At 63.3% G+C, this 21,287-nt stretch carries 14 protein-coding genes, 1 tRNA gene and 1 other RNA gene; 2 read left to right on the plus strand and 14 right to left on the minus strand.

The genetic code is table 11. The annotated features are described in order from the left end of the window. Window positions 1–520: 520 nt before the first annotated feature. Together rpoC and rpoB are read right to left on the minus strand one after the other, a co-directional pair. Complete coding sequence (gene rpoC / locus B5X69_RS00395; RefSeq protein ID WP_079636648.1) at window positions 521–4,804, minus strand: DNA-directed RNA polymerase subunit beta'; 4,284 nt, start codon at window positions 4,802–4,804, stop codon at window positions 521–523. Window positions 4,805–4,858: 54 nt separating this feature from the next. Beyond that, on the minus strand, window positions 4,859–9,037 hold the full coding sequence (gene rpoB, locus B5X69_RS00400) for a DNA-directed RNA polymerase subunit beta (RefSeq protein WP_079636649.1): 4,179 nt from the start codon (window positions 9,035–9,037) through the stop codon (window positions 4,859–4,861). Between the two features lie 426 nt (window positions 9,038–9,463). On the opposite strand from rpoB, the gene B5X69_RS00405 reads away from it, so the two are divergent. Next, on the plus strand, window positions 9,464–10,297 hold the full coding sequence (locus tag B5X69_RS00405) for a hypothetical protein (protein ID WP_176141460.1): 834 nt from the start codon (window positions 9,464–9,466) through the stop codon (window positions 10,295–10,297). Between the two features lie 95 nt (window positions 10,298–10,392). On the opposite strand, the gene B5X69_RS00410 is transcribed toward B5X69_RS00405, so the two are convergent. From B5X69_RS00410 to B5X69_RS00460, 11 genes are all read right to left on the minus strand, one after another. Further along, entirely contained in the window at window positions 10,393–11,697 is a 1,305-nt protein-coding gene (locus tag B5X69_RS00410) for a sensor histidine kinase (RefSeq protein ID WP_079636920.1), read from the minus strand. A 112-nt stretch (window positions 11,698–11,809) separates the two neighbouring features. Continuing rightward, the gene (locus B5X69_RS00415; protein WP_079636651.1) at window positions 11,810–12,475 is read right to left on the minus strand and encodes a response regulator transcription factor; all 666 of its coding nucleotides are present in this window, start codon (window positions 12,473–12,475) and stop codon (window positions 11,810–11,812) included. A 112-nt stretch (window positions 12,476–12,587) separates the two neighbouring features. Next, window positions 12,588–12,902: a hypothetical protein gene (locus B5X69_RS00420; RefSeq protein ID WP_079636653.1), complete on the minus strand. Its 315-nt coding sequence runs from the start codon at window positions 12,900–12,902 to the stop codon at window positions 12,588–12,590. A 74-nt stretch (window positions 12,903–12,976) separates the two neighbouring features. Then, window positions 12,977–13,051, minus strand: a tRNA-Val gene (locus B5X69_RS00425). Window positions 13,052–13,211: 160 nt separating this feature from the next. Continuing rightward, window positions 13,212–13,484: an HU family DNA-binding protein gene (locus tag B5X69_RS00430; RefSeq protein ID WP_053553659.1), complete on the minus strand. Its 273-nt coding sequence runs from the start codon at window positions 13,482–13,484 to the stop codon at window positions 13,212–13,214. A 170-nt stretch (window positions 13,485–13,654) separates the two neighbouring features. Next, complete coding sequence (gene lon, locus B5X69_RS00435) at window positions 13,655–16,051, minus strand: endopeptidase La (RefSeq protein ID WP_079636654.1); 2,397 nt, start codon at window positions 16,049–16,051, stop codon at window positions 13,655–13,657. 171 nt (window positions 16,052–16,222) lie between these two features. Next, the gene (locus B5X69_RS00440) at window positions 16,223–16,558 is read right to left on the minus strand and encodes a YbaB/EbfC family nucleoid-associated protein (protein WP_079636655.1); all 336 of its coding nucleotides are present in this window, start codon (window positions 16,556–16,558) and stop codon (window positions 16,223–16,225) included. Continuing rightward, entirely contained in the window at window positions 16,555–18,261 is a 1,707-nt protein-coding gene (locus B5X69_RS00445) for a DNA polymerase III subunit gamma/tau (RefSeq protein ID WP_079636656.1), read from the minus strand. Before B5X69_RS00445 ends, B5X69_RS00440 begins: the two co-directional genes overlap by 4 nt. 43 nt (window positions 18,262–18,304) lie before the next feature. Continuing rightward, window positions 18,305–18,402: signal recognition particle sRNA small type (gene ffs / locus B5X69_RS00450), an RNA gene on the minus strand. Window positions 18,403–18,720: 318 nt separating this feature from the next. Then, window positions 18,721–19,056, minus strand: a complete 336-nt coding sequence (locus tag B5X69_RS00455; protein ID WP_176141461.1) for a 2Fe-2S iron-sulfur cluster-binding protein — start codon at window positions 19,054–19,056, stop codon at window positions 18,721–18,723. Then, the gene (locus tag B5X69_RS00460) at window positions 19,056–20,141 is read right to left on the minus strand and encodes a cysteine desulfurase family protein (RefSeq protein ID WP_079636662.1); all 1,086 of its coding nucleotides are present in this window, start codon (window positions 20,139–20,141) and stop codon (window positions 19,056–19,058) included. Before B5X69_RS00460 ends, B5X69_RS00455 begins: the two co-directional genes overlap by 1 nt. Before the next feature lie 243 nt (window positions 20,142–20,384). On the opposite strand from B5X69_RS00460, the gene B5X69_RS00465 reads away from it, so the two are divergent. After that, window positions 20,385–21,041 (plus strand): alpha/beta hydrolase, encoded by a 657-nt coding sequence (locus B5X69_RS00465; RefSeq protein WP_079636664.1) that lies wholly within the window; start codon window positions 20,385–20,387, stop codon window positions 21,039–21,041. Between the two features lie 42 nt (window positions 21,042–21,083). On the opposite strand, the gene B5X69_RS21255 is transcribed toward B5X69_RS00465, so the two are convergent. Beyond that, window positions 21,084–21,248, minus strand: coding sequence for a hypothetical protein (locus B5X69_RS21255; RefSeq protein ID WP_176141462.1), 165 nt, complete (start codon window positions 21,246–21,248; stop codon window positions 21,084–21,086). Window positions 21,249–21,287: the final 39 nt, after the last annotated feature.

Genomic DNA, 21,287 nt, shown 5'->3' on the forward strand with positions numbered 1-21,287 from the left:
AGAGCAGAGGCAGCAGTAAACATCAAGTCGCGGCCAATATCGGCCTCGCTTGCCAAGAAACCCTCGCCCCGGCCATCGCGACTTTTGCAGTTTCAAATCCGGCAAGCAGATCCAGCGCGCTCTTCAGCAAGCACAGCGGCCATGCTGCTCAGCCAAGCGCGCCGATCGGGCCGCGAATATCTGCCGACCGCCGCCCGGTGAAGGCGCCCGGCACCTTCCCTGCAATCGGGCAGCGTGAAGGCCGCCTCGAAAATGCCGTCGCTTGGGCATCATCGCCCCTCGCCACCGGCGAATCGCCGCGCGAAGGCTTGATGGCCCTGGATCCGTCGGCTCGCGCCAAAAAGTGCCGGAAATCTTCAAACCGAAAGGCAGCCGGAGAATATGACCTCGCATGCGGCCGGGGGAAGAGACCGAGACGGCAATTGCCGGAAGAGAGCTGGAGAGATTTCGGACATGAAAAAGCCCCGCCAGGCCAGGGACCGGCGGGGCTTGTTCTTTCGTCAGCGTAGAAGCGAGGGGCTTATTCCTCGCCTTCACCCTCGGGGCGCTCTTCGACGATCACGTCATCGGTCGTGAAATCCTCGCCCTGCACCGCGCCAAGCGGGTCGTCGCCCATCGCAGCTTCGGGGCCCTGAGCCAGTTCAGCCTCATGCTCCTCGGCCGCAGTCTGCGGCGCGATCAGATGTTCCTGGTTCGCGGCGCGCATGGCGGCGCGAAGCGCGGCATCCTTTGACGAGGCGGTGACGCGGACACGGTTCATGGCAGCGCCGGTGCCCGCCGGGATGAGGCGGCCGACGATGACATTTTCCTTAAGGCCCATCAGCGAGTCGACCTTGCCCTGCACCGACGCTTCGGTGAGCACGCGGGTCGTCTCCTGGAAGGACGCGGCCGATACGAAGCTGCGCGTCTGCAGGCTCGCCTTGGTGATACCGAGGAGAACCGGGCGTCCTTCGGCGGGCCTCGCATTCTTCGGCAGCTTGGCGTTATACTCCATCATCTCCAGATAATCGAGCTGTTCGCCCGGCAGCAGCGTGGTGTCGCCGCCGTCGGTGATCTCGACCTTCTGCAGCATCTGGCGAACGATCACCTCGATGTGCTTGTCGTTGATCTTCACGCCCTGCAGTCGATAGACTTCCTGGATTTCCGCGACGAGATATTCGGCCAGCGCCTCGACGCCCATGACGTCGAGAATGTCGTGCGGGTTCGGCGAGCCCGAGATCAGCGCGTCGCCGCGCTTCACATAGTCGCCTTCCTGCACTTCCAGAACCTTCGACTTGGGGATCAGATACTCGATCGAATCGCCTTCTTCGGGAACGATCGCGATCTTGCGCTTCGCCTTGTAATCCTTGACGAATTCGATCCGGCCGCTGATCTTCGCGATAACGCTGTTGTCCTTCGGAATTCGCGCTTCGAAAAGCTCGGCAACGCGCGGCAGACCGCCGGTGATGTCGCGCGTCTTCGACGCCTCGCGGGTCACACGGGCAAGAACGTCGCCGGCCTTCACTTCCTGGCCGTCTTCGACCGACAGCATCGTGCCGACCGCGAGCAGATAGCGCGCCGCTTCGCCCGAGGCGTCGTCGAGCAGGGTGAGGCGCGGCTGAAGGTCTTCCTTCTTGCCGCGGCCAGCGGCGCGATATTCGATCACGACACGCTGCGCGATGCCGGTCGCTTCGTCGACCTGTTCGATCAGCGTCTTGGAATCGATCAGGTCCTGATACTTCACGACACCGTTCTTTTCCGTGATCAGCGGCATGGTGAACGGATCCCATTCGGCGATCCGGTCGCCCTTCTTCACCTTCTCGCCGTCCTTGTGCATGATCTGCGCACCATAGGGCAGCTTGTGGGTCGCACGCTCGCGGCCCTCGCTGTCGATGACCGCGATTTCGCCCGAACGCGACAACGCCAGACGGCGGCCGCGCTGGTCGACGATCGTCGCCATGTCGCGATATTCGATCGTGCCGTCCGAGATGGCCTCGAGGTTCGACTGCTCGTTGACCTGCGCCGCGCCGCCGATGTGGAAAGTCCGCATCGTCAGCTGCGTGCCGGGCTCACCGATTGACTGCGCGGCGATAACGCCCACTGCCTCGCCGATGTTCACCGGCGTGCCGCGTGCCAGATCGCGGCCATAGCATTTGGCGCAGACCCCCATCGTCGCTTCGCAGACGAGCGGGCTGCGGATCTTGACCGCCTGGACTTCGGCTTCCTCGATCTTCGTGACCATCGCCTCGTCGAGCAATGTGCCCACCGGCGCGATGACATTGCCATCCTTGTCGGCGACGTCTTCGAGCGTCGTACGGCCAAGGATACGCTCGCCGAGCGAGGCGATCGTCGAACCGCCCTGCACGATCGCGCGCATTTCCATGCCGCGCTCGGTGCCGCAGTCATCCTCGATCACGACGCAGTCCTGCGACACGTCCACGAGACGGCGGGTGAGGTAACCCGAGTTCGCCGTCTTGAGTGCCGTGTCAGCCAGACCCTTACGCGCGCCGTGGGTCGAGTTGAAATATTCAAGGACGGTGAGGCCTTCCTTGAAGTTCGAGATGATGGGCGTCTCGATGATCTCGCCCGACGGCTTGGCCATCAGGCCGCGCATGCCGGCGAGCTGTTTCATCTGGGCCTGCGAGCCACGAGCACCCGAGTGCGCCATCATGTAGATGGAGTTGATCGGAGCAAGACGGCCGTCGTCGAGCTTCGGCGTTGCGCGAATTTCCTCCATCATCGCGTTCGCGACCTTATCGCCGCACTGCGACCATGCGTCGATCGCCTTGTTGTACTTTTCCTGCTGAGTGATCAGGCCGTCCTGATACTGCTGCTCGAAGTCCTTCACCAGCGCGCGGGTTTCGTCGACCAGCTTTTCCTTCGTCGCCGGGATGATCATGTCATCCTTGCCGAAGGAGATGCCTGCCTTGAACGCGTGGCGGAAGCCCAGCGCCATGATGGCGTCGGCAAACAAGACCGTCTCTTTCTGACCGGTGTGGCGATAGACCTGGTCGATCACGTCGCCGATTTCCTTCTTGGTGAGAAGGCGGTTGACGACGTCGAAGGGCACGGTGTGCGACTTCGGCAGGCATTCGCCGATCAGCATGCGGCCCGGGGTGGTCTCGAACCGCTTCAGATACTCATTGCCATCCTCGTCGGTCTGCGGGACGCGGCTGATGATCTTCGAGTGCAGCGTAACCGCACCCGTGTAGAGCGCCTGATGCACCTCGGCCATGTCGGCAAGCAGCATGCCCTCGCCCGGTTCGCCTTCGCGCTCGAGCGAGAGATAGTAAAGACCAAGCACCATGTCCTGCGACGGCACGATGATCGGCTTGCCGTTCGCGGGGCTGAGGATGTTGTTGGTCGACATCATCAGAACGCGGGCTTCGAGCTGAGCTTCGAGGCTCAGCGGCACGTGGACTGCCATCTGGTCGCCGTCAAAGTCGGCGTTGAACGCAGCGCAAACCAGCGGGTGAAGCTGGATCGCCTTGCCCTCGATCAGCACCGGCTCGAACGCCTGGATGCCGAGGCGGTGGAGCGTCGGGGCGCGGTTCAATAGGACCGGATGCTCGCGGATCACCTCGTCGAGGATATCCCAGACTTCCTTGCGCTCCTTTTCGACCCACTTCTTCGCCTGCTTGAGGGTCATCGAGAGCCCCTTGGCGTCGAGGCGCGCGTAGATGAACGGCTTGAACAGTTCGAGTGCCATCTTCTTCGGCAGGCCGCACTGGTGCAGCTTGAGCTCGGGACCGGTCACGATCACCGAGCGACCCGAATAGTCGACGCGCTTGCCGAGCAGGTTCTGACGGAAGCGCCCCTGCTTGCCCTTCAGCATGTCCGAAAGGCTCTTCAGCGGACGCTTGTTGGCGCCCGTGATGGTGCGGCCGCGACGACCGTTGTCGAACAGCGCATCGACCGCCTCCTGCAGCATGCGCTTCTCGTTGCGAACGATGATGTCCGGCGCGCGCAGTTCCATCAGCCGCTTCAGGCGATTGTTGCGGTTGATGACGCGGCGATAGAGGTCGTTGAGATCCGACGTTGCGAAGCGGCCGCCGTCGAGCGGCACCAGCGGGCGCAGTTCGGGCGGGATCACGGGTACGACTTCGAGGATCATCCATTCGGGACGATTGCCCGATTCGATGAAGCTCTCGACGACCTTCAGGCGCTTGATGATCTTCTTGGGCTTGAGCTCCGACTTGGTCGTGGCGAGCTCTTCCATGAGGTCGACACGTTCCTGTTCAAGGTCAAGATTCTCGAGGAGAACGCGGATCGCCTCAGCACCGATGCCGGCGGAGAAAGCGTCTTCGCCATACTCATCTTGCGCGTCGAGCAGTTCATCTTCGGTCAGAAGCTGGAACTTCTCCAGCGCGGTAAGGCCGGGCTCGAGAACGATATAGGCTTCGAAATAGAGGACGCGCTCCAGCTGCTTGAGCTGCATGTCGAGCAGCAGGCCGATGCGCGAGGGCAGCGACTTCAAGAACCAGATGTGCGCAACCGGCGCGGCGAGTTCGATATGGCCCATGCGCTCGCGGCGGACCTTGGTCACCGTGACTTCAACACCGCACTTCTCGCAGACGATGCCCTTGTATTTCATGCGCTTATACTTGCCGCACAGGCACTCATAATCCTTGATCGGGCCGAAGATGCGGGCGCAGAACAGGCCGTCACGCTCGGGCTTGAACGTGCGGTAGTTGATCGTCTCGGGCTTCTTGATCTCGCCGAACGACCAGGAACGGATGCGCTCGGGGCTCGCGATGCCGATCTTGATCATGTCGAAGGTTTCCGGCTTCGCGACCGGGTTCATGAAGTTGGTAAGCTGGTTCATATATCTGCTCCATCTTCCCCTCTCGCGCAGAGGCGAGAGGGGTGAGGAAAAATCTTATTCGGCGGCTTCGGGAAGGGCTTCGGGACCTTCGTCAGGGTCTTCGTCAGAATAGGACGAGAGCTCGACGTTGAGGCCCAGCGAGCGCATTTCCTTGACGAGCACGTTGAAGCTTTCGGGAATGCCGGCCTCGAACGTATCGTCGCCCTTGACGATGGCTTCATACACCTTGGTGCGGCCGATCACATCGTCGGATTTCACCGTCAGCATTTCCTGCAGCGTGTAGGCCGCGCCATAGGCCTGGAGCGCCCAGACCTCCATTTCCCCGAAGCGCTGGCCACCGAACTGCGCCTTACCGCCCAGCGGCTGCTGGGTGACGAGGCTGTAGGGCCCGATCGAGCGCGCGTGGATCTTGTCGTCAACAAGGTGGTGGAGCTTCAGCATGTAGATGTAGCCCACGGTTACCTTGCGGTCGAACTTGTCGCCGGTGCGGCCGTCATAAAGGTCCGACTGGCCCGACGAATCGAGACCCGCCAGCGTCAGCATGTTCGACACATCGGCTTCCTTGGCGCCGTCGAACACCGGCGTGGCGAAGGGCACGCCAACCTTGAGGTTCGACGCGAGTTCGACGATGTTGTCGGCATCGCGCGAGCGGATGTCGTCCACATATTCGGTGCCATAGACGCGCTCGAGCGTCTCGCGCACCGCTTCGGGCATCTGGCCGCCGGTCGCGTCGGGGTTGGCATCGCGCCAATCCTCGAGCGCCTGCGTGACCTGCCGCCCAAGCCCGCGCGAGGCCCAGCCAAGGTGCGTCTCGAGGATCTGCCCGACGTTCATGCGCGAGGGCACGCCGAGCGGATTGAGCACGATGTCGACCGGCGTCCCGTCTTCGAGGAACGGCATGTCCTCGTTCGGCAGGATGCGGCTGATGACGCCCTTGTTGCCGTGACGGCCCGCCATCTTGTCGCCGGGCTGCAGCTTGCGCTTCACCGCGACGAAGACCTTGACCATCTTGAGCACGCCGGGCGCGAGCTCGTCGCCCCGCTGCAGCTTCTCGACGCGGTCTTCATATTTCGCGTTGATCCGCTTGATCGCGTCGTCATACTGCGCCTTGATCGCCTCAAGCGCGGTCTGGGCCTTGTCTTCGACAACGGCGAGCTTCCACCAGTCGGCACGGTCGAGGCCAGTCAGCATTTCCTCGGTGACCACGTCGCCCTTCTTCAGGCCCTTGGGGACGGCGCTGGTGGTCTGACCGATCAGCAGGTCCTTCAGGCTCGAGAAGGTCGCGCGGTTGAGGATCGCGCGCTCGTCGTCGGCGTCCTGCTTCAGACGCTCGATCTCCTCGCGTTCGATCGCGATTGCGCGCTCGTCCTTGTCGATGCCGTGACGGTTGAAGACGCGAACCTCGACGACGGTACCCGAGACGCCCGGCGGCAGGCGGAGCGAGGTGTCGCGCACGTCGCTTGCCTTTTCACCGAAGATCGCGCGAAGCAGCTTTTCTTCCGGCGTCATCGGCGATTCACCCTTGGGTGTGATCTTGCCGGCGAGAATGTCGCCGGGGCCGACTTCGGCACCGATATAGACGATGCCCGCCTCGTCGAGGTTGCGCAGTGCCTCCTCGCCGACGTTCGGAATGTCGCGGGTGATGTCCTCAGGGCCAAGGCGCGTGTCGCGCGCAGTGACTTCGAATTCCTCGATGTGGATCGAGGTGAAGACGTCGTCCTTCACGATACGCTCGGAGATGAGGATCGAGTCCTCATAATTGTAGCCGTTCCAGGGCATGAACGCGACGAGCACATTCTTGCCGAGCGCCAGTTCGCCAAGCTCGGTCGACGGACCGTCGGCGATGATATCGCCCGCGCGGACCACGTCGCCCACCTTTACCAGCGGACGCTGGTTGATGCAGGTATTCTGGTTCGAGCGCTGGAACTTCTGCAGACGATAGATGTCGACGCCCGACTTGCCCGGCTCGACCATGTCGGTCGCGCGGATCACGATACGGGTCGCGTCGACCTGGTCGATCACGCCGCCGCGGCGCGCCACGATCGCCGCGCCCGAATCGCGCGCGACAGTGCCTTCCATGCCCGTGCCGACGACCGGGGCCTCGGCGCGAAGCAGCGGGACCGCCTGACGCTGCATGTTCGATCCCATGAGCGCGCGGTTGGCGTCGTCGTTCTCGAGGAACGGGATCAGCGAGGCCGCAACCGAAACAAGCTGCTTGGGCGACACGTCCATCAGCGTGATCTGCTCGCGGGGCGCCATCAGGAATTCGCCCGCTTCACGCGCCGAGATCAGCTCGTCGATGAAGCTGCCGTCCGGGTTGAGGTCGGCGTTCGCCTGCGCGACAGTGTGCTTCTGCTCCTCCATCGCCGACAGATAGACGACCTCGTTGGTCACCTTGCCGTCGATGACCTTGCGGTACGGCGTTTCAATGAAGCCATATTTGTTGACGCGCGCGAAGGTCGCGAGGCTGTTGATCAGACCGATGTTCGGGCCTTCCGGCGTCTCGATCGGACAGATACGGCCATAGTGCGTCGGGTGAACGTCGCGGACCTCGAAGCCGGCGCGCTCGCGGGTCAGGCCGCCCGGCCCGAGCGCCGAGACGCGGCGCTTGTGGGTCACTTCCGAGAGCGGATTGGTCTGGTCCATGAACTGCGAGAGCTGCGATGAACCGAAGAATTCGCGCACCGCGGCAACCGCAGGCTTCGCGTTGATAAGGTCATTCGGCATGACCGTCGACACGTCGACCGAGCTCATGCGCTCCTTCACCGCGCGCTCCATGCGCAGCAGGCCGACGCGATACTGGTTTTCGAGAAGCTCGCCGACCGAACGGACGCGGCGGTTGCCGAGGTTGTCGATGTCGTCGATCTCGCCCTTGCCGTCCTTGAGGTTCACCAGCTCCTTGACCACGGCGAGGATATCCTCGGCGCGAAGCGTGGTCACCGTGTCCTCGGCATCGAGACCAAGGCGCATGTTGAGCTTGACGCGGCCCACGGCCGAAAGGTCGTAACGCTCGGGGTCGAAGAAGAGACCCGCGAACAGCGCTTCGGCGGTTTCGCGCGTCGGTGGCTCGCCAGGGCGCATCACGCGATAGATGTCGCTTAGCGCCTGGTCGCGGTCCTCGGCCTTGTCAGCCTTCAGCGTGTTGCGGATCCAGGGACCGGTGTTGTTGTGGTCGATGTCGAGCAGCACGAGCTTGTCGATGCCCGCAGCATCGAGCTTCTCGAGATTTTCGGCGGTCACCTCGTCGCCGGCCTCGATGTAGATCTCGCCGGTCGCTTCGTTGATGAGGTCATAGGCCGAGTAGCGGCCGAAGATTTCCTCGGTCGGGATGAGGAGCGTGTCGAGCCCATCCTTCGCGGCCTTGTTCGCAAGGCGCGGGCTGATCTTGTGCCCGGCCGCGAAGACGACCTCGCCGGTCTTGGCGTCGACCACGTCGAAAGCGGGCTTCGAGCCGCGCCAGTTTTCGACGACGAAGGGCACCTTCCAGCCGTTCTCGGCGCGCTCGAAGACGAGGCGGTCGTAGAAATGATTGAGGATTTCCTCGCCCGACATGCCGAGCGCATAAAGAAGGCTCGTAACCGGCAACTTGCGCTTGCGGTCGATGCGCACATTGACGATGTCCTTGGCATCGAATTCGAAGTCGAGCCACGAACCACGATAGGGGATGACGCGCGCGGCGAACAAGAACTTGCCCGACGAGTGAGTCTTGCCGCGGTCATGGTCGAAGAGCACACCCGGCGAACGGTGCATCTGCGACACAATAACGCGCTCGGTCCCGTTGACGAAGAAGGTGCCGTTCTCGGTCATGAGCGGCATGTCGCCCATGTAGACATCCTGCTCCTTGATATCGAGCACCGAGCGGGTGTCGGTTTCGCTGTCGACTTCGAAGACGATCAGGCGCAGCGTGACCTTCATCGGCGCCGCATAGGTGATACCGCGCTGGCGGCACTCCTCGACGTCATATTTCGGGTCTTCGAGTTCATAGTGAACGAAGTCGAGTTCGGCGGTGCCGGCGAAGTCGCGGATCGGGAAAACGCTGCGGAGCGTCTTTTCGAGACCCGACACATAGCCAACAGACGGGTCGGAGCGCAGGAACTGCTCATAGGATTCGCGCTGCACCTCGATGAGGTTGGGCATTTCCACGGCTTCGTGGATATTGCCGAACAGCTTGCGGATACGCTTGCTAGCGGTTGCTTCGAGGGCCGTGCCCACCGACTTCGCCTTGGTCGCCATATGTGATTGTCTCGCCTTAAAAAAATCAAATCGCGAGCGCGATAAAGACGCAAAAAGGCCGCGACTAACCGTTGCCGGTTTACCGCAGCTTCTCAACGCATCTCGAAATCCCCGACGCCCTATTCGTGGAACCCGCTGCGCAAGATCGGGCCCGTCCCGGACGGAAGGGTGTGACCGTCATATAGGTGAGGGGAGCAGCGCTGTCAACGCAAGGCTCGGCTCCAAGAGCGAAGGAAGCGCTACCGCCTCCCCTTTCATTCGCGCGGACGAGGAAGCAGGATTTGCGCCAATTTGAAACGACTCGTCCCGCTCGGGCCACGGTTCGGCAGCAATTGCGTGGCCATGAACTGCTCCTACGCGTTGAGACCCTAAGTGCAACATTCATTCTCAAGGAGAGACGACGCGATGCGAAAGATCGCTGCTTTAGTGACGACCCTATTCCTCAGTACGGCGATGGCCGCTGCTGCGCCCGCGAAGGCGCAGGACGCGCCTGCTGCTGCTACGAGCGGCCCTGACCTCAGCCCCGGTACAATCGTATATGATAGCGAGGGCGCAGCGATTGGTCCGATCGCGAGCGAGGCGGGCGACAATGTCGTGGTGACACTGAACGAGAAGCCGGTGACCCTACCCAAGAACGCTTTTGCCAAGGGCAAGAAGGGGCCCGCAATCACCATTACCGTGGAGCAGCTTAGCGCCGCAATCGATCAGGCGGCCGCCGCTAATGCGCAGGCGCTCGAAGCCGCACTCAAGCCCGGTGCCGAGGTGCGCAGCGCTAACGGATCAGCCGTTCTGGGCACCGTCAAGCTTGCTGACGCATCGGGCGTCGTGGTGACGACCCCCTCAGGGGACGTCAAAGTGCCCAGGAACGCCTTTTTCGTTGGTCAGAGCGGGCTGCAAAGCAGTTTCACCGCCGAACAATTTGCCGCTGCGATGCAGCAGGCGAGCCAGGCTTCAGCGGCGGACGATGCCGCGGTCGCCGCCGCGCTCAAGCCTGGCGCCGAGGTGCGCGGCCTTGAAGGCAAAGCCGTGCTAGGCGCGGTGAAGTCGTTCAATGCCCAGAATGTCGTCGTCACGACGGAGAGCGGCGACGTCGCGCTGCCCAGGAGCGCCTTCAACATGGGGCCAAGCGGTCTGAGCGCCGCCTACACCGCCGAACAGTTCGCGGCTGCCGTTGCCCAGGTGACCGGCGCTGAGGCTCCGCAAACCGCCGACGCGGCTCCGGCCGAAGAAGGCGAAGCAGAAAACCGTCAGGCCAATTAGGTCCAGTGGGCTTTGATAAAAGGGCGCAAGGCAAGCTCTTTGCGCCCTTTTTCATGCCTGCCAGCCGCGGCGAAAGCGCAAAGCCGCCGCCTCCCCTAAACCGCCGGAAGCCGCAGCCGCACCAGCAGTCCGCCGAGGTCCTCGCTCTCCTCCAGCCCGATGCTGCCACCGTAAATTTCGGCGACGTCGCGGACGATCGCAAGACCAAGGCCGGTGCCAGGCTTGCCCGTATCGAGCCGCACGCCGCGGTCGAAGATGCGCACGCGGTCAACGGGTGAGATGCCGGGGCCGTCGTCCTCGACAAGAATTTCGGCCATGCCGTCTTCGCGCTGGATCGTCACGAAGATGCTGCCGCCCCCATATTTGGCGGCGTTTTCAAGAAGATTGCCCACAAGCTCGTCGAGATCCTGCCGCTCGACCCTGGCGATCAGCTTCTTGTCGCCTGCGGCGTCGAGTCGCACCTCGGGGTAAAGCGCCGCGACCGCGCGCGACACGCCCTCGACGCTTTCCCATACATTCGCCCGTGCCTGCGCCGCGCCGCGTCGCCCGACTGCGCGGGCGCGCGCGAGGTGATGCTCGACCTGCCGCTGCATCGTAGCCGCCTCGCGCCGGACCGTCTCGGCCAGTTCGCTGTCCGAACTCGTCGCACTGTTGACGAGCACGGTGAGCGGCGTCTTCAGCGCGTGCGCGAGGTTGCCTGCGTGAAGCCGCGCTTCCTCCGCCTGCTTCTCATTGTGCGCAAGCAGCGCATTAAGCTCCTCAACCATTGGCTGCACCTCAAGCGGCAGCGGCGCGATCACACGGCGGTTCTCTCCGCCGCGCATAGCCGCAATCGCGCGCCGGATGTGACGCAGTGGCCAGAGGCCGTAGAACGTCTGGAGCGCCGCAAGCGCGATCAGTCCCAGTCCAAGCAGCCCGAGGCTCGGGATAAGCGTTGCGCGCACGGCGCGGATCTGAAGGTCCAGTGTCTCGCGCGACTGGGCGATCTGAAACCGCCACTTGGTCTTGCTGCCCGGAAGCACGACGTCGCGCTCGAGCACGCGCAATTCCTCGCCGGGAAATTGATGGCTGTCGTATGTGTGAAGTTGCTGGTCATCGTGTGCGTCGGAGGTCGCGAGCCGGCGCTCCCACAGCGAGCGCGAGGGATAGGGCTCCTGCCCCCCGCCACTGATTTGCCAATAAAGGCCGCTATAGGGTTCGAGAAAGCGCTGGTCGCCCAGCGGCTGGATCAGGCGGACCTCGCCGTCGGGGCCAATTTCCGACGAGCGAATCATCGCAATCAGCACATATTCGAGTCCTGAATCAAAATTGCGGGTGATCGCCCCGGTCAGCACCCGGTCGAGCGCAAAGCCGCCGCCGAGGAGAAGCACCGAGATCCAAAGCGCCGCAATCGCAATCATCCGGCGCGCCAGCGAGCCGGTGATCCGGCTCCTCAGCGCCTGCGGCTTTCCCGCCGCATCGGGGTCCGTCTCGACCGCCGGGACGACGCGGGCATCGGCCATGCGCGCCGCGTCAGTTCTGCGGGTCGTCGAGCTGGTAGCCGAGACCGCGGATTGTCGTGATGATGTCCGCGCCCAGCTTCTTGCGGATGCGGGTCACGAACACCTCGATCGTGTTTGAATCGCGATCGAAATCCTGATCATAAATATGCTCGATGAGCTCGGTACGCGACACCACCTTGCCCTTGTGATGCAAGAGATAGGACAGGAGCTTATATTCCTGCGCGGTGAGTTTAACCGGCTGCCCGTCGAGAGTGACGCGGCCCGAGCGCGTGTCGAGGCGCACCTTGCCGGCGATCAGTTCACTCGACGCATTGCCCGAGGCACGGCGAATGAGCGCGCGCAGGCGAGCAATGAGTTCTTCGGTCTGGAAGGGCTTTGCAAGATAATCGTCGGCGCCTGCGTCAAGCCCCGCCACCTTGTCCGACCAGCTGTCGCGAGCAGTCAGGACCAGCACGGGAAAGTTGCGCTTTTCCTTGCGCCAGCGATCGAGCACGGTCAGCCCGTCGATCTCGGGCAGGCCGAGGTCGAGAATCGCCGCGTCATAATCCTCGGTCGATCCCAGGAAATGGCCGTCCTCGCCATCGGTAGCGAGATCGACCGCATAGCCGTTGCCTTCAAGCGTGGCCTTGAGCTGCGGCCCAAGAGTGGGCTCGTCCTCGACAATCAAAATCCGCATTCAGGCGCCTTTCAACCGCGGCCGGCGACGCGCCGGTCCGTTTCTTTGTCTCTATCAAGTCGGAACGATCATCGCAAAATGTCGTTGCGTGGGGTCGCGAGCAACGGACCCGTCAGGGCCTGCGCCCCACGATCCGCCCGGTGCGCGCATCGACATAGACAACGACCACCTGGCTGCCGTCCATGAATTTCAGCGCATAGATCATGCGCCGCGCGTCAAACTGCGGTCCGCCGAGATACGTCATGTCATTGTAGGGCGGGCGCGAGCGAACTTCGGCGATCAGCCGCCCAAGCGGGATCACCTGCCCTTGCGCCGCCGCCTCGCGCAGATGGGCCTGATCACGGTCACGATCGCCGCGCGCGGCGGCAGGCGCCCCGGCGGCGAGGAGCAGCGCGAACGCAAGCGGGATGGTCAAAGCGCGGATCATGGCCCCGTCCTAAGGCAAGCGCATTGAATAGGCGATGAATGATCCGTTCGGCGGCCGTTCGGCCTTCGGGATCATGGTGGGCGCGGCAAGGATTGAACTTGCGACCCCACCCGTGTGAAGGGTGTGCTCTACCACTGAGCTACGCGCCCGTCCCGGCTCCGATCAAGGCGGACATCCGAAAGCGGGACGTCCATAGCCGTTGCGGCGGTGAATGCAACGGCGATTTGCACGCTAGCCTTAATCGGATGCAAATCGGGCCGCGGTTCGACACCGCGGCCCGAATGTCATTCGCCAGAAGACATCGGCAACTTAGTTGCAGGCGTCCTTGAGGGCCTTGCCGGCCTTGAACTTCGGCTGGTTCGATGCTGCAATGGTCATCGTTTCGCCGGTGCGCGGGTTGCGACCGGTCGACGCCTTGCGCTTGCTGACCGAGAACGTCCCGAAACCGACCAGACGGACTTCGCCGCCCTTCTTCAGGGTCGCAGTGACCGCGTCGAAAACGGCTTCAACCGCCTTGCTCGCGTCACCCTTGGTGAGGCCGCTCGAGTCCGCGACGGTGGCGATCAGGTCTTGCTTGTTCATGCCTAAGGAACCCCTGTGTGTGGTTGGATAAGTGATTCATGGCCGGGCCATGGCGCGCCACTAACGCTGTTTGACCCCGGCTTGTCAAAGCAAAAAATGGCGGGAAACGTCATAAAATGACGTTTTTGCGGTGAAAAGACGGCCCGGCAGCGATCGCCGGGCCCTCAGGGTCAGTGTCGAATCGCAGTTTCGGGGTCCGCCCCCGAACCATGCGGCGGAGACGCCGCCAGCTCGTCGGCCTCCGTCCACTCGATGGGCTCCACTGGTGATACCAGCGCCTCGGCAAGCACCTGGTCGACGTGAGACACCGGAAGGATCTTGAGCTGGCTCGTGATATTCGCCGGAATCTCAACCAGATCCTTTTCATTTTCCTCGGGAATCAGGACCGTCGTGATTCCGCCGCGAAGCGCCGCCAGGAGCTTTTCCTTAAGGCCGCCGATCGCGAGCACGCGTCCGCGCAGCGTGACTTCGCCCGTCATCGCGACGTCCTTGCGCACGGCAATGCCGGTCAACGTCGATACCATCGCCGTTACCATGCCGACGCCCGCCGATGGCCCATCCTTGGGAACCGCGCCTTCGGGCAGGTGGATATGGATATCCTTGCGCGCAAAAAGGCTCGGCTTGATGCCGTAAGCCGGGGCGCGCGCCTTCACGAAGGAGAGCGCCGCCTGCACCGATTCGGTCATGACCTCGCCAAGCTTCCCGGTCGTGCGTACCTGGCCCTTGCCGGCCACGGTGACCGCCTCGATCGTCAAAAGCTCGCCGCCCACTTCGGTCCAGGCAAGCCCGGTGACCGCGCCGACCTGATCCTCGCGGTCCCCGACGCCGTGGCGGAACTTGCGCACGCCCGAGAATTCGGAAAGATTCTCAGGTGTGATTGTCACGCTCTGCGCCTTGCCTTCGAGAATCTTGCGCAGCGCCTTGCGCGCAAGGCGCGCAATCTCGCGCTCGAGCGTCCGCACGCCCGCCTCGCGAGTATAATAGCGTATGAGGTCGCGCAGCCCCTCTTCGGTGAGCTCGAACTCGCCCGGCTTCAGTCCGTGCGCCTCGATCTGCTTTGCGATCAGGTGGCGCTTTGCAATCTCGACCTTCTCATCCTCGGTATAGCCTTCAAGCCGGATGATCTCCATGCGGTCGAGCAAGGGCTGCGGCAGGTTGAGCGAGTTGGCCGTCGTCACAAACATCACGTCGGAAAGATCGACGTCGATCTCGAGATAATGATCCTGAAATTTTGCGTTTTGCTCAGGGTCAAGCACTTCGAGCAGCGCCGAGGCGGGGTCGCCGCGAAAATCCTGTCCGAGCTTGTCGATCTCGTCGAGCAGGAACAGCGGGTTCATCGTGCCAGCCTTCTTGAGGTTGGTCACGATCTTGCCCGGCAAGGAGCCGATATAGGTGCGGCGGTGGCCGCGGATTTCAGCCTCGTCGCGCACGCCTCCAAGCGACTGACGCACGAACTCGCGGCCCGTCGCCTTCGCGATCGAGCGACCAAGCGAAGTCTTGCCGACGCCCGGCGGGCCGACGAGGCAGAGGATCGGCCCCTTCAGCTTGTTGGTGCGCGCCTGAACCGCGAGATATTCGACGATCCGGTCCTTGACCTTCTCGAGCGCATAATGGTCGTCGTCGAGGACAGCCTGGGCCGTCGCGATATCCTTCTTGAGCTTCGACTTCTTGCCCCATGGAAGCCCGATGAGCGTGTCGAGATAGTTGCGCACAACGGTCGCCTCAGCGGACATCGGCGCCATCGCACGCAGCTTCTTGAGCTCGTTTTCGGCCTTGGCGCGCGCTTCCTTCGACAATTTGAGCTTGTCGATCTTCGCCTGAAGTTCGGCAAGATCGTCGCCGCCGTCGCCATTGTCGTTGCCGAGCTCGCGCTGGATCGCCTTCAGCTGCTCGTTCAGATAATATTCGCGCTGGCTCTTCTCCATCTGCCGTTTCACACGGCCGCGAATCTTCTTCTCGACCTGCAGAACGCCAAGCTCGCCCTCCATGAAGGCAAAGACCATCTCCAGCCGCTTCGCCGGCGCATCTTCGACGAGCAGCGCCTGTTTGTCGGCGACCTTGATGTTGAGGTTGCCCGCGACCGAGTCTGCAAGACGGGACGCATCGTCAATCTGCGAGAGCTGCACCGCGGTTTCGGCGGGCATCTTCTTGTTGAGCTTGGCATAATTTTCGAACTGCTCGACCACCGAGCGCATCAGCGCCGCGGTATCGACGCTGTCATCGGCTGTGTCTGCGATCGGCGTCACATGCGCCATCACCGCCTTGTCTTCGGCCGCAAGCGAGGCGAGTTTCGCGCGCTCCTTGCCTTCGACGAGCACGCGCACGGTGCCGTCGGGCAGCTTCAAGAGCTGCAGCACGGTGGCGATCACCCCGACGTCGTACAGATCGTCGCGCTGCGGGTCGTCTTCGCCGGGGTCGAGCTGGGCAACGAGGAAGATCTCTTTGTCGGCTTCCATCGCCACTTCGAGCGCTGCGACCGAGCGGTCGCGGCCCACGAACAGAGGCACGATCATGTGCGGAAAAACGACGATGTCGCGCAGCGGCAACAAAGGAAATGATTGCGTCATTGTGGCTCCTGGGCGGCGCCGCGAACCGGCGTGCCGTCCGTTCATAAGATTGTCCGCCTAATATGGCGTAACTTGCTTCAGGTTCAATGACGCTAAGCTGAATGGGGCTTTACTCCCCCTCGCCCGAGCAGCCAGCGTTCCGGTCGAATTGGCGCTACAACGGTCGCAAGCTCAGAATGGCAGCTTGAACCCGGGCGGGAGCGGCAAGCCACTGGTCATCTTGCCCATTTCCTCGTTGCTTGCCTGATCGGCCTTTTCACGCGCGTCGTTGAACGCAGCGGCCAGCAGGTCCTCCAGCATCTGCTTCTCGGAGGGGACCATGAGGCTATCGTCGATCCGGATCGACTTGATGCGGCCTTTGGCGCTCGCGACGATCCGTACAAGACCCCCGCCCGAGACGCCTTCGACTTCGACGCTATCAAGTTTCGCCTGCGCCTCTTGCATCTGCGCCTGCACCGTAGCGGCGGCTTCCTGCGCCGCCTTCATCATTTCTTCGATCGACTTCATGGGCTGGACCTATGCCGATTGTCTTCCGGCAGTTCAAGCCTTGCGTCGGGAAAAGCCGCCAGGGCGGCCTTCACCACGGGCAGCTCGCGGATGCGCGCTTCATTATCCGCAATCTTTGCCTGCTCGACGTCGCCGAGGCTCGGCCGCGCCACGCCTTCGCCCGGGCCCACCTGCCATCGCGTTCCTGTCGCCTGGAACAGGGCGTCGCCAAATTCGCGGGCAAAAGCCTCGCCAAGCGCTGGCGCGGGCGCGAACATCAGCCGGCCAGGCTCGAGTTCGATCACCTTGAGATGATCATAGACAAGCCCCGCAAGGCGATGATTTCCCTGACTTTCCAGTAGCCGATGGATTTGCGCTATCGTCAATGCGGAGGGAGCCGCGTCGGCATGAGCTGTCTCGGCGGCGGCAGGCGATTCTGCCCGCTCCTGTCCCGCCCGCGGCGCAGGCGCCACTTGGGCAAGCGCTGCGAGGCCACCTGATTCGAGCAGCTTTGCAAGTTCGCCTGGATCCGGCATCGACGCAGAATAGATCACGCGCAGCAGCAGCATTTCGAGATGCTCAAGCGGATTGTTGCCGCGCAGCACCTCCTCATGCCCCTTGAGCAAGAGCTGCCAAAGCCGGCTAAGCGGTGCGAAGCCGAGCTTTCCTGCCCAATCCCCGATCCGCTCGCGGTCTGCAGCAGCGAGCGCCGGATCGTCGTGGCGCGAGACTTTGGCGAGCGTGATTGCGTGGACGAGGTCCATCAGACCCCGCACCATCGCGACAGGCTCGATCCCCAGGGCATATTGCGCGCGCGCGAGGTCGATTGCTCCGCCGGCTTCGCCTTCCAGTATCGCGGCCATCAACTGCGCGATCGACGAGCGGTCGGACAGGCCCAGCATCACCCGCACCTGATCGGCGGTAATCGTGCCGCCGCCCTCGAGGTCGGCATGAGCGATAGCCTGGTCGAGAATGGAAAGACCATCGCGCACCGATCCCTCGGCGGCGCTCGCGATGAGCCAGATTGCGGGGGCTTCGGCCTCGACGCCTTCCTTTTGCAGGATCGCGCTGAAATGCGCAAAAAGCATGTCCGGCGTGATGCGGCGAAGATCGAAGCGCTGACACCGCGAAAGCACCGTCACGGGCACTTTGTTTACCTCGGTCGTCGCGAACAGGAACTTGACGTGCGGTGGTGGCTCTTCGAGTGTTTTCAAAAGGGCATTGAACGCGTTACGCGACAACATGTGCACTTCGTCGATGATGTAGATCTTGTAGCGCGCCGAGACGGCGGCGTAGCGCACAGCCTCGATGATCTCGCGCACATCGTCGACGCCTGTGTTGGACGCGGCGTCCATCTCGATTACATCGATATGGCGCCCCTCGGTGATCGCGCGGCACGGCTCGCACACCCCGCAAGGGTCGATTGTCGGCCCGCCCAGACCGTCGGGACCGATGCAGTTCAATGCCTTGGCGATCAGCCGCGCGGTCGAGGTCTTGCCGACCCCGCGCACCCCGGTCATCAAGAAGGCATGTGCCAGCCGGTCGCGCGCGATCGCGTTGCCCAGCGTTTTCACCATCGCATCCTGTCCGATCAGCTCGGCGAAGGTCTGCGGGCGATATTTGCGCGCGAGGACCCGGTAAGGACCGCTCGACGCCGCGGGCGCAGGCGTCTCCGGCAGGTCCATACCCAGCATCGGCGTGTCGTCGTCGGCGGAATCTTCCATGGCCCCGTCTTAGGGGCGGCGCGCCATCTTGTCGAAGGGGGAAATGGGTGGGAGCCGGAACGACCCGCAGCGAATTCGCTGCGGCTGCTTCCTTCCGGACCTGACCGGGTTGGCGAAGACTGCGTCCGCCCGACTCCCGCGCCGCATATGGCGAGGCCAGGCAGGAATTGCAAGCTGGCGCGCTCGCCGTTCGCGCCAGCGCGCCGACAGTCCGCTCAATCGGCGCGGCGCGCCCGGAAAGCTCAAGCGCCTTGCCGCGCCGCTGCCAAGCGAGTTTGACCTTGCGGCGGAGCGACAAGAGGAAACATCCATTCCGTCATGCAACCCGCTTGGGCGCCCCGGGCAGTCAGCCATTCATCCTCGTGATAGATTTACCAGGAGCGCGATCGGCAAGATTGTCTTTTGCTGACATCCGATGACACACAATGGCTTCCAGCAGGGACGCGCCACCTGATCCTGTCAGCGCGGGCCCTGCATATTGCGGCTTTCGGCCGGGATGTGCACCGTCAGCCCGTCGAGATCCTCGGTCAGGACGATCTGGCACGATAGCCGGCTGGTGCGCCGTACCCCTGCCGCGAGGTCGAGCATATCCTCTTCTTCCTCGGTTGCGGGCGGCAGGCGCCCGAAATCTTCCTTCGCCACAATGACATGGCAGGTTGAGCAGGCCATCTGCCCCTCGCATGTTCCCTCAAGCGGCATCATATGCGCCTGCGCCACGTCGAGCAGAGCCTCGCCGGGGCTCGCTTCGGCCTCGGTGCGCCCCTTGCCATCGGCGTGGATAAAGGTAACGCGCATCAATGGACCCCCTGCAGCCGCGCGGCCGCCTTGATCGCGGCGAGCCCGCCGCGAAGCTCGTCCTCGCTCGTATAGCGTCCCCAGCCAAGCCGAATCGAGGCGCGCGCGTCGGCTTCGCTCACTCCCATCGCGCGCAGCACATGGCTGACCTTGCCCGACCCGCTGCCGCAGGCGCTGCCAAGCGAAAAGGCAATGTTTCGCGCGTCGGACATGAGGCGCAGGCCGTTCACCCCTTCGCGTCGCACATTGAGATTGCCGTGATAGCGCGGGCTCGCCGCGCCATTGATTGTCCACTCAGGCAGCATGTCCAGTGCAAGCGACCACAGCCGCTCGACATGCGCGGCATCGGCATCGAACCGCTCGGCGGCAAGTGCCGCCGCAGCGCCAAAACCAGCACAAAGCGCGGGCGAGACGGTGCCCGAGCGCATCCCCAGCTCCTGCGCGCCGCCGACCATCAAGGGTTCAAGCTCAACGCCGTCGCGGACCCAGAGCGCGCCAATACCCTTGGGCCCGTGAATCTTGTGCGCGGATAGCGCGATAAGATCAGCCGAATCGGGGATCGCCACGCGGCCATAGCCCTGCACTGCGTCACAAAGTAGGAGGCTGTTCCTCGCATGTGCCGAGGCGGCGAAGTCGGCCACCGGCTGAATCGTACCGACCTCGTTGTTGACGAGCATGACCGCGACGATGCCGTTCTCGGGGATCGAGGCCGCGTTGGGCGGCAAAGCGAGGCCGGCACTGTCGACGGGCAGGATTGCCGCATCGAGCCGCTCGAGGCATTGGAGCGAGGCGGCATGTTCGATGCTGAGCCCCGCGACCCCGCCCGGCTTCGCCTCTGCGCCGCGAAACAGCGCCCAGTTGAGCGCCTCGGTTGCGCCCGAGGTGAAGAAGACGCGCCCTCCCGCCGGCAGCAGCGCTGCAACCTGATCGCGGGCCACCTCGACCGCCGCCGCGGCGGCGCGCCCGGCCTTGTGCGTGCTCGAGGGGTTCGCGAAGCTGTCGCCTTCGTCGCCCAACCAGCGCAGCATTGCTTCGCGCGCTTCGGGCGCGAGCGGCGTGGTGGCTTGATAGTCAAAATAGATCATCGCGCAAGCCTCTGCCCCCTATTCCTGCCCGTGTCGAGTGGCGCAGCTCCTCTGCGGGCGATCAGCGGTGACAAGGGGGACTCGGATCCGGTTCGGGCATGAGGAGACAAGAACCACCGCTTGTTGCGAGTGATTCGCAAAAGTTGCAACTTGCCACCCTTTTTCTATATAGGCGCCGCTCCCGCTCCGCCAACCCGTCACCGGGAACTTTGGCAAGCCCCAAGAAACTTAGAAGGTGCGCCCATGCCCGACGTCATTTTTCCCGGTCCAGAAGGCCGCATCGAAGGCCGATTCTCTCCCCCGCCGCGCCCGCGCGCGCCGGTCGCACTGATCCTGCACCCTCATCCGCAGGGCGGCGGCACGATGAACGATCGCATTACGCAGGCGATGTACAAAAGCTTCGTGGCGCGCGGCTTTGCGGTTTTGCGCTTCAATTTCCGTGGCGTCGGGCGCAGTCAGGGCACCTTTGATAACGGGATCGGCGAACTCAGTGACGCTGCCTCGGCGCTCGACTGGGTACAGTCGATCCACCCCGAGGCACAGACAACCTGGGTCGCGGGCTTCAGCTTCGGCGCGTGGATCGGCATGCAGCTCTTGATGCGCCGCCCCGAGATTCGAGGATTTCTGTCGGTCGCGCCGCCCGCGAACATGTACGACTTCAGCTTTCTTGCGCCCTGCCCCTCGTCGGGCATCATCGTCGCAGGCGGCTCGGACGAGATCGTGCCGCCCGCCGCAGTGCAGAAGCTCGTCGACAAACTCCGCACGCAAAAGGGCATCACCATCCACCATGACGAGATCCCGCGTGCCAACCACTTCTTTGAGCACGAACTTGAGCAATTGATGAAGTCGCTCGATAACTATCTGGATATGCGGCTCGCGCCGGATTCGCCGATCCGCTGAGGCCGTGGTCGCCCCCCCTGCAAAGGCGGGGGCGCCCAGGCTCTAGTTCGCCGGCACCAGCCAGATGGCGAGGTTGGCGAACATCACGAGCGCTGCGACGAACATGAGCAGCGCGCGGCGCTTGTCCCCCATGCGAAGGACATAGGCTGCGCCGCCGGTCAGGACGACGCCGGTGAGCATCAGCAAGGACATGACGGTATCGGACATGGCGCCGCTTTAACTGTCGGGTCAGAAATTTGCCACCTG

Source organism: Sphingopyxis flava, assembly GCF_900168005.1.
Classification (GTDB): domain Bacteria; phylum Pseudomonadota; class Alphaproteobacteria; order Sphingomonadales; family Sphingomonadaceae; genus Sphingopyxis; species Sphingopyxis flava.

Coding starts and splice junctions, on each gene's coding strand:
- rpoC (WP_079636648.1), bottom strand. CDS start 4,804: ATGAACCAGCTTACCAACTTCATGAACCCGGTCGCGAAGCCGGAAACC.
- rpoB (WP_079636649.1), bottom strand. CDS start 9,037: ATGGCGACCAAGGCGAAGTCGGTGGGCACGGCCCTCGAAGCAACCGCT.
- B5X69_RS00410 (WP_079636920.1), bottom strand. CDS start 11,697: ATGATTGCGATTGCGGCGCTTTGGATCTCGGTGCTTCTCCTCGGCGGC.
- B5X69_RS00415 (WP_079636651.1), bottom strand. CDS start 12,475: ATGCGGATTTTGATTGTCGAGGACGAGCCCACTCTTGGGCCGCAGCTC.
- B5X69_RS00420 (WP_079636653.1), bottom strand. CDS start 12,902: ATGATCCGCGCTTTGACCATCCCGCTTGCGTTCGCGCTGCTCCTCGCC.
- B5X69_RS00430 (WP_053553659.1), bottom strand. CDS start 13,484: ATGAACAAGCAAGACCTGATCGCCACCGTCGCGGACTCGAGCGGCCTC.
- lon (WP_079636654.1), bottom strand. CDS start 16,051: ATGACGCAATCATTTCCTTTGTTGCCGCTGCGCGACATCGTCGTTTTT.
- B5X69_RS00440 (WP_079636655.1), bottom strand. CDS start 16,558: ATGAAGTCGATCGAAGAAATGATGAAGGCGGCGCAGGAAGCCGCCGCT.
- B5X69_RS00445 (WP_079636656.1), bottom strand. CDS start 18,261: ATGGAAGATTCCGCCGACGACGACACGCCGATGCTGGGTATGGACCTG.
- B5X69_RS00455 (WP_176141461.1), bottom strand. CDS start 19,056: ATGCGCGTTACCTTTATCCACGCCGATGGCAAGGGGCGCACCGAGGCC.
- B5X69_RS00460 (WP_079636662.1), bottom strand. CDS start 20,141: ATGATCTATTTTGACTATCAAGCCACCACGCCGCTCGCGCCCGAAGCG.
- B5X69_RS00465 (WP_079636664.1), top strand. CDS start 20,385: ATGCCCGACGTCATTTTTCCCGGTCCAGAAGGCCGCATCGAAGGCCGA.
- B5X69_RS21255 (WP_176141462.1), bottom strand. CDS start 21,248: ATGTCCGATACCGTCATGTCCTTGCTGATGCTCACCGGCGTCGTCCTG.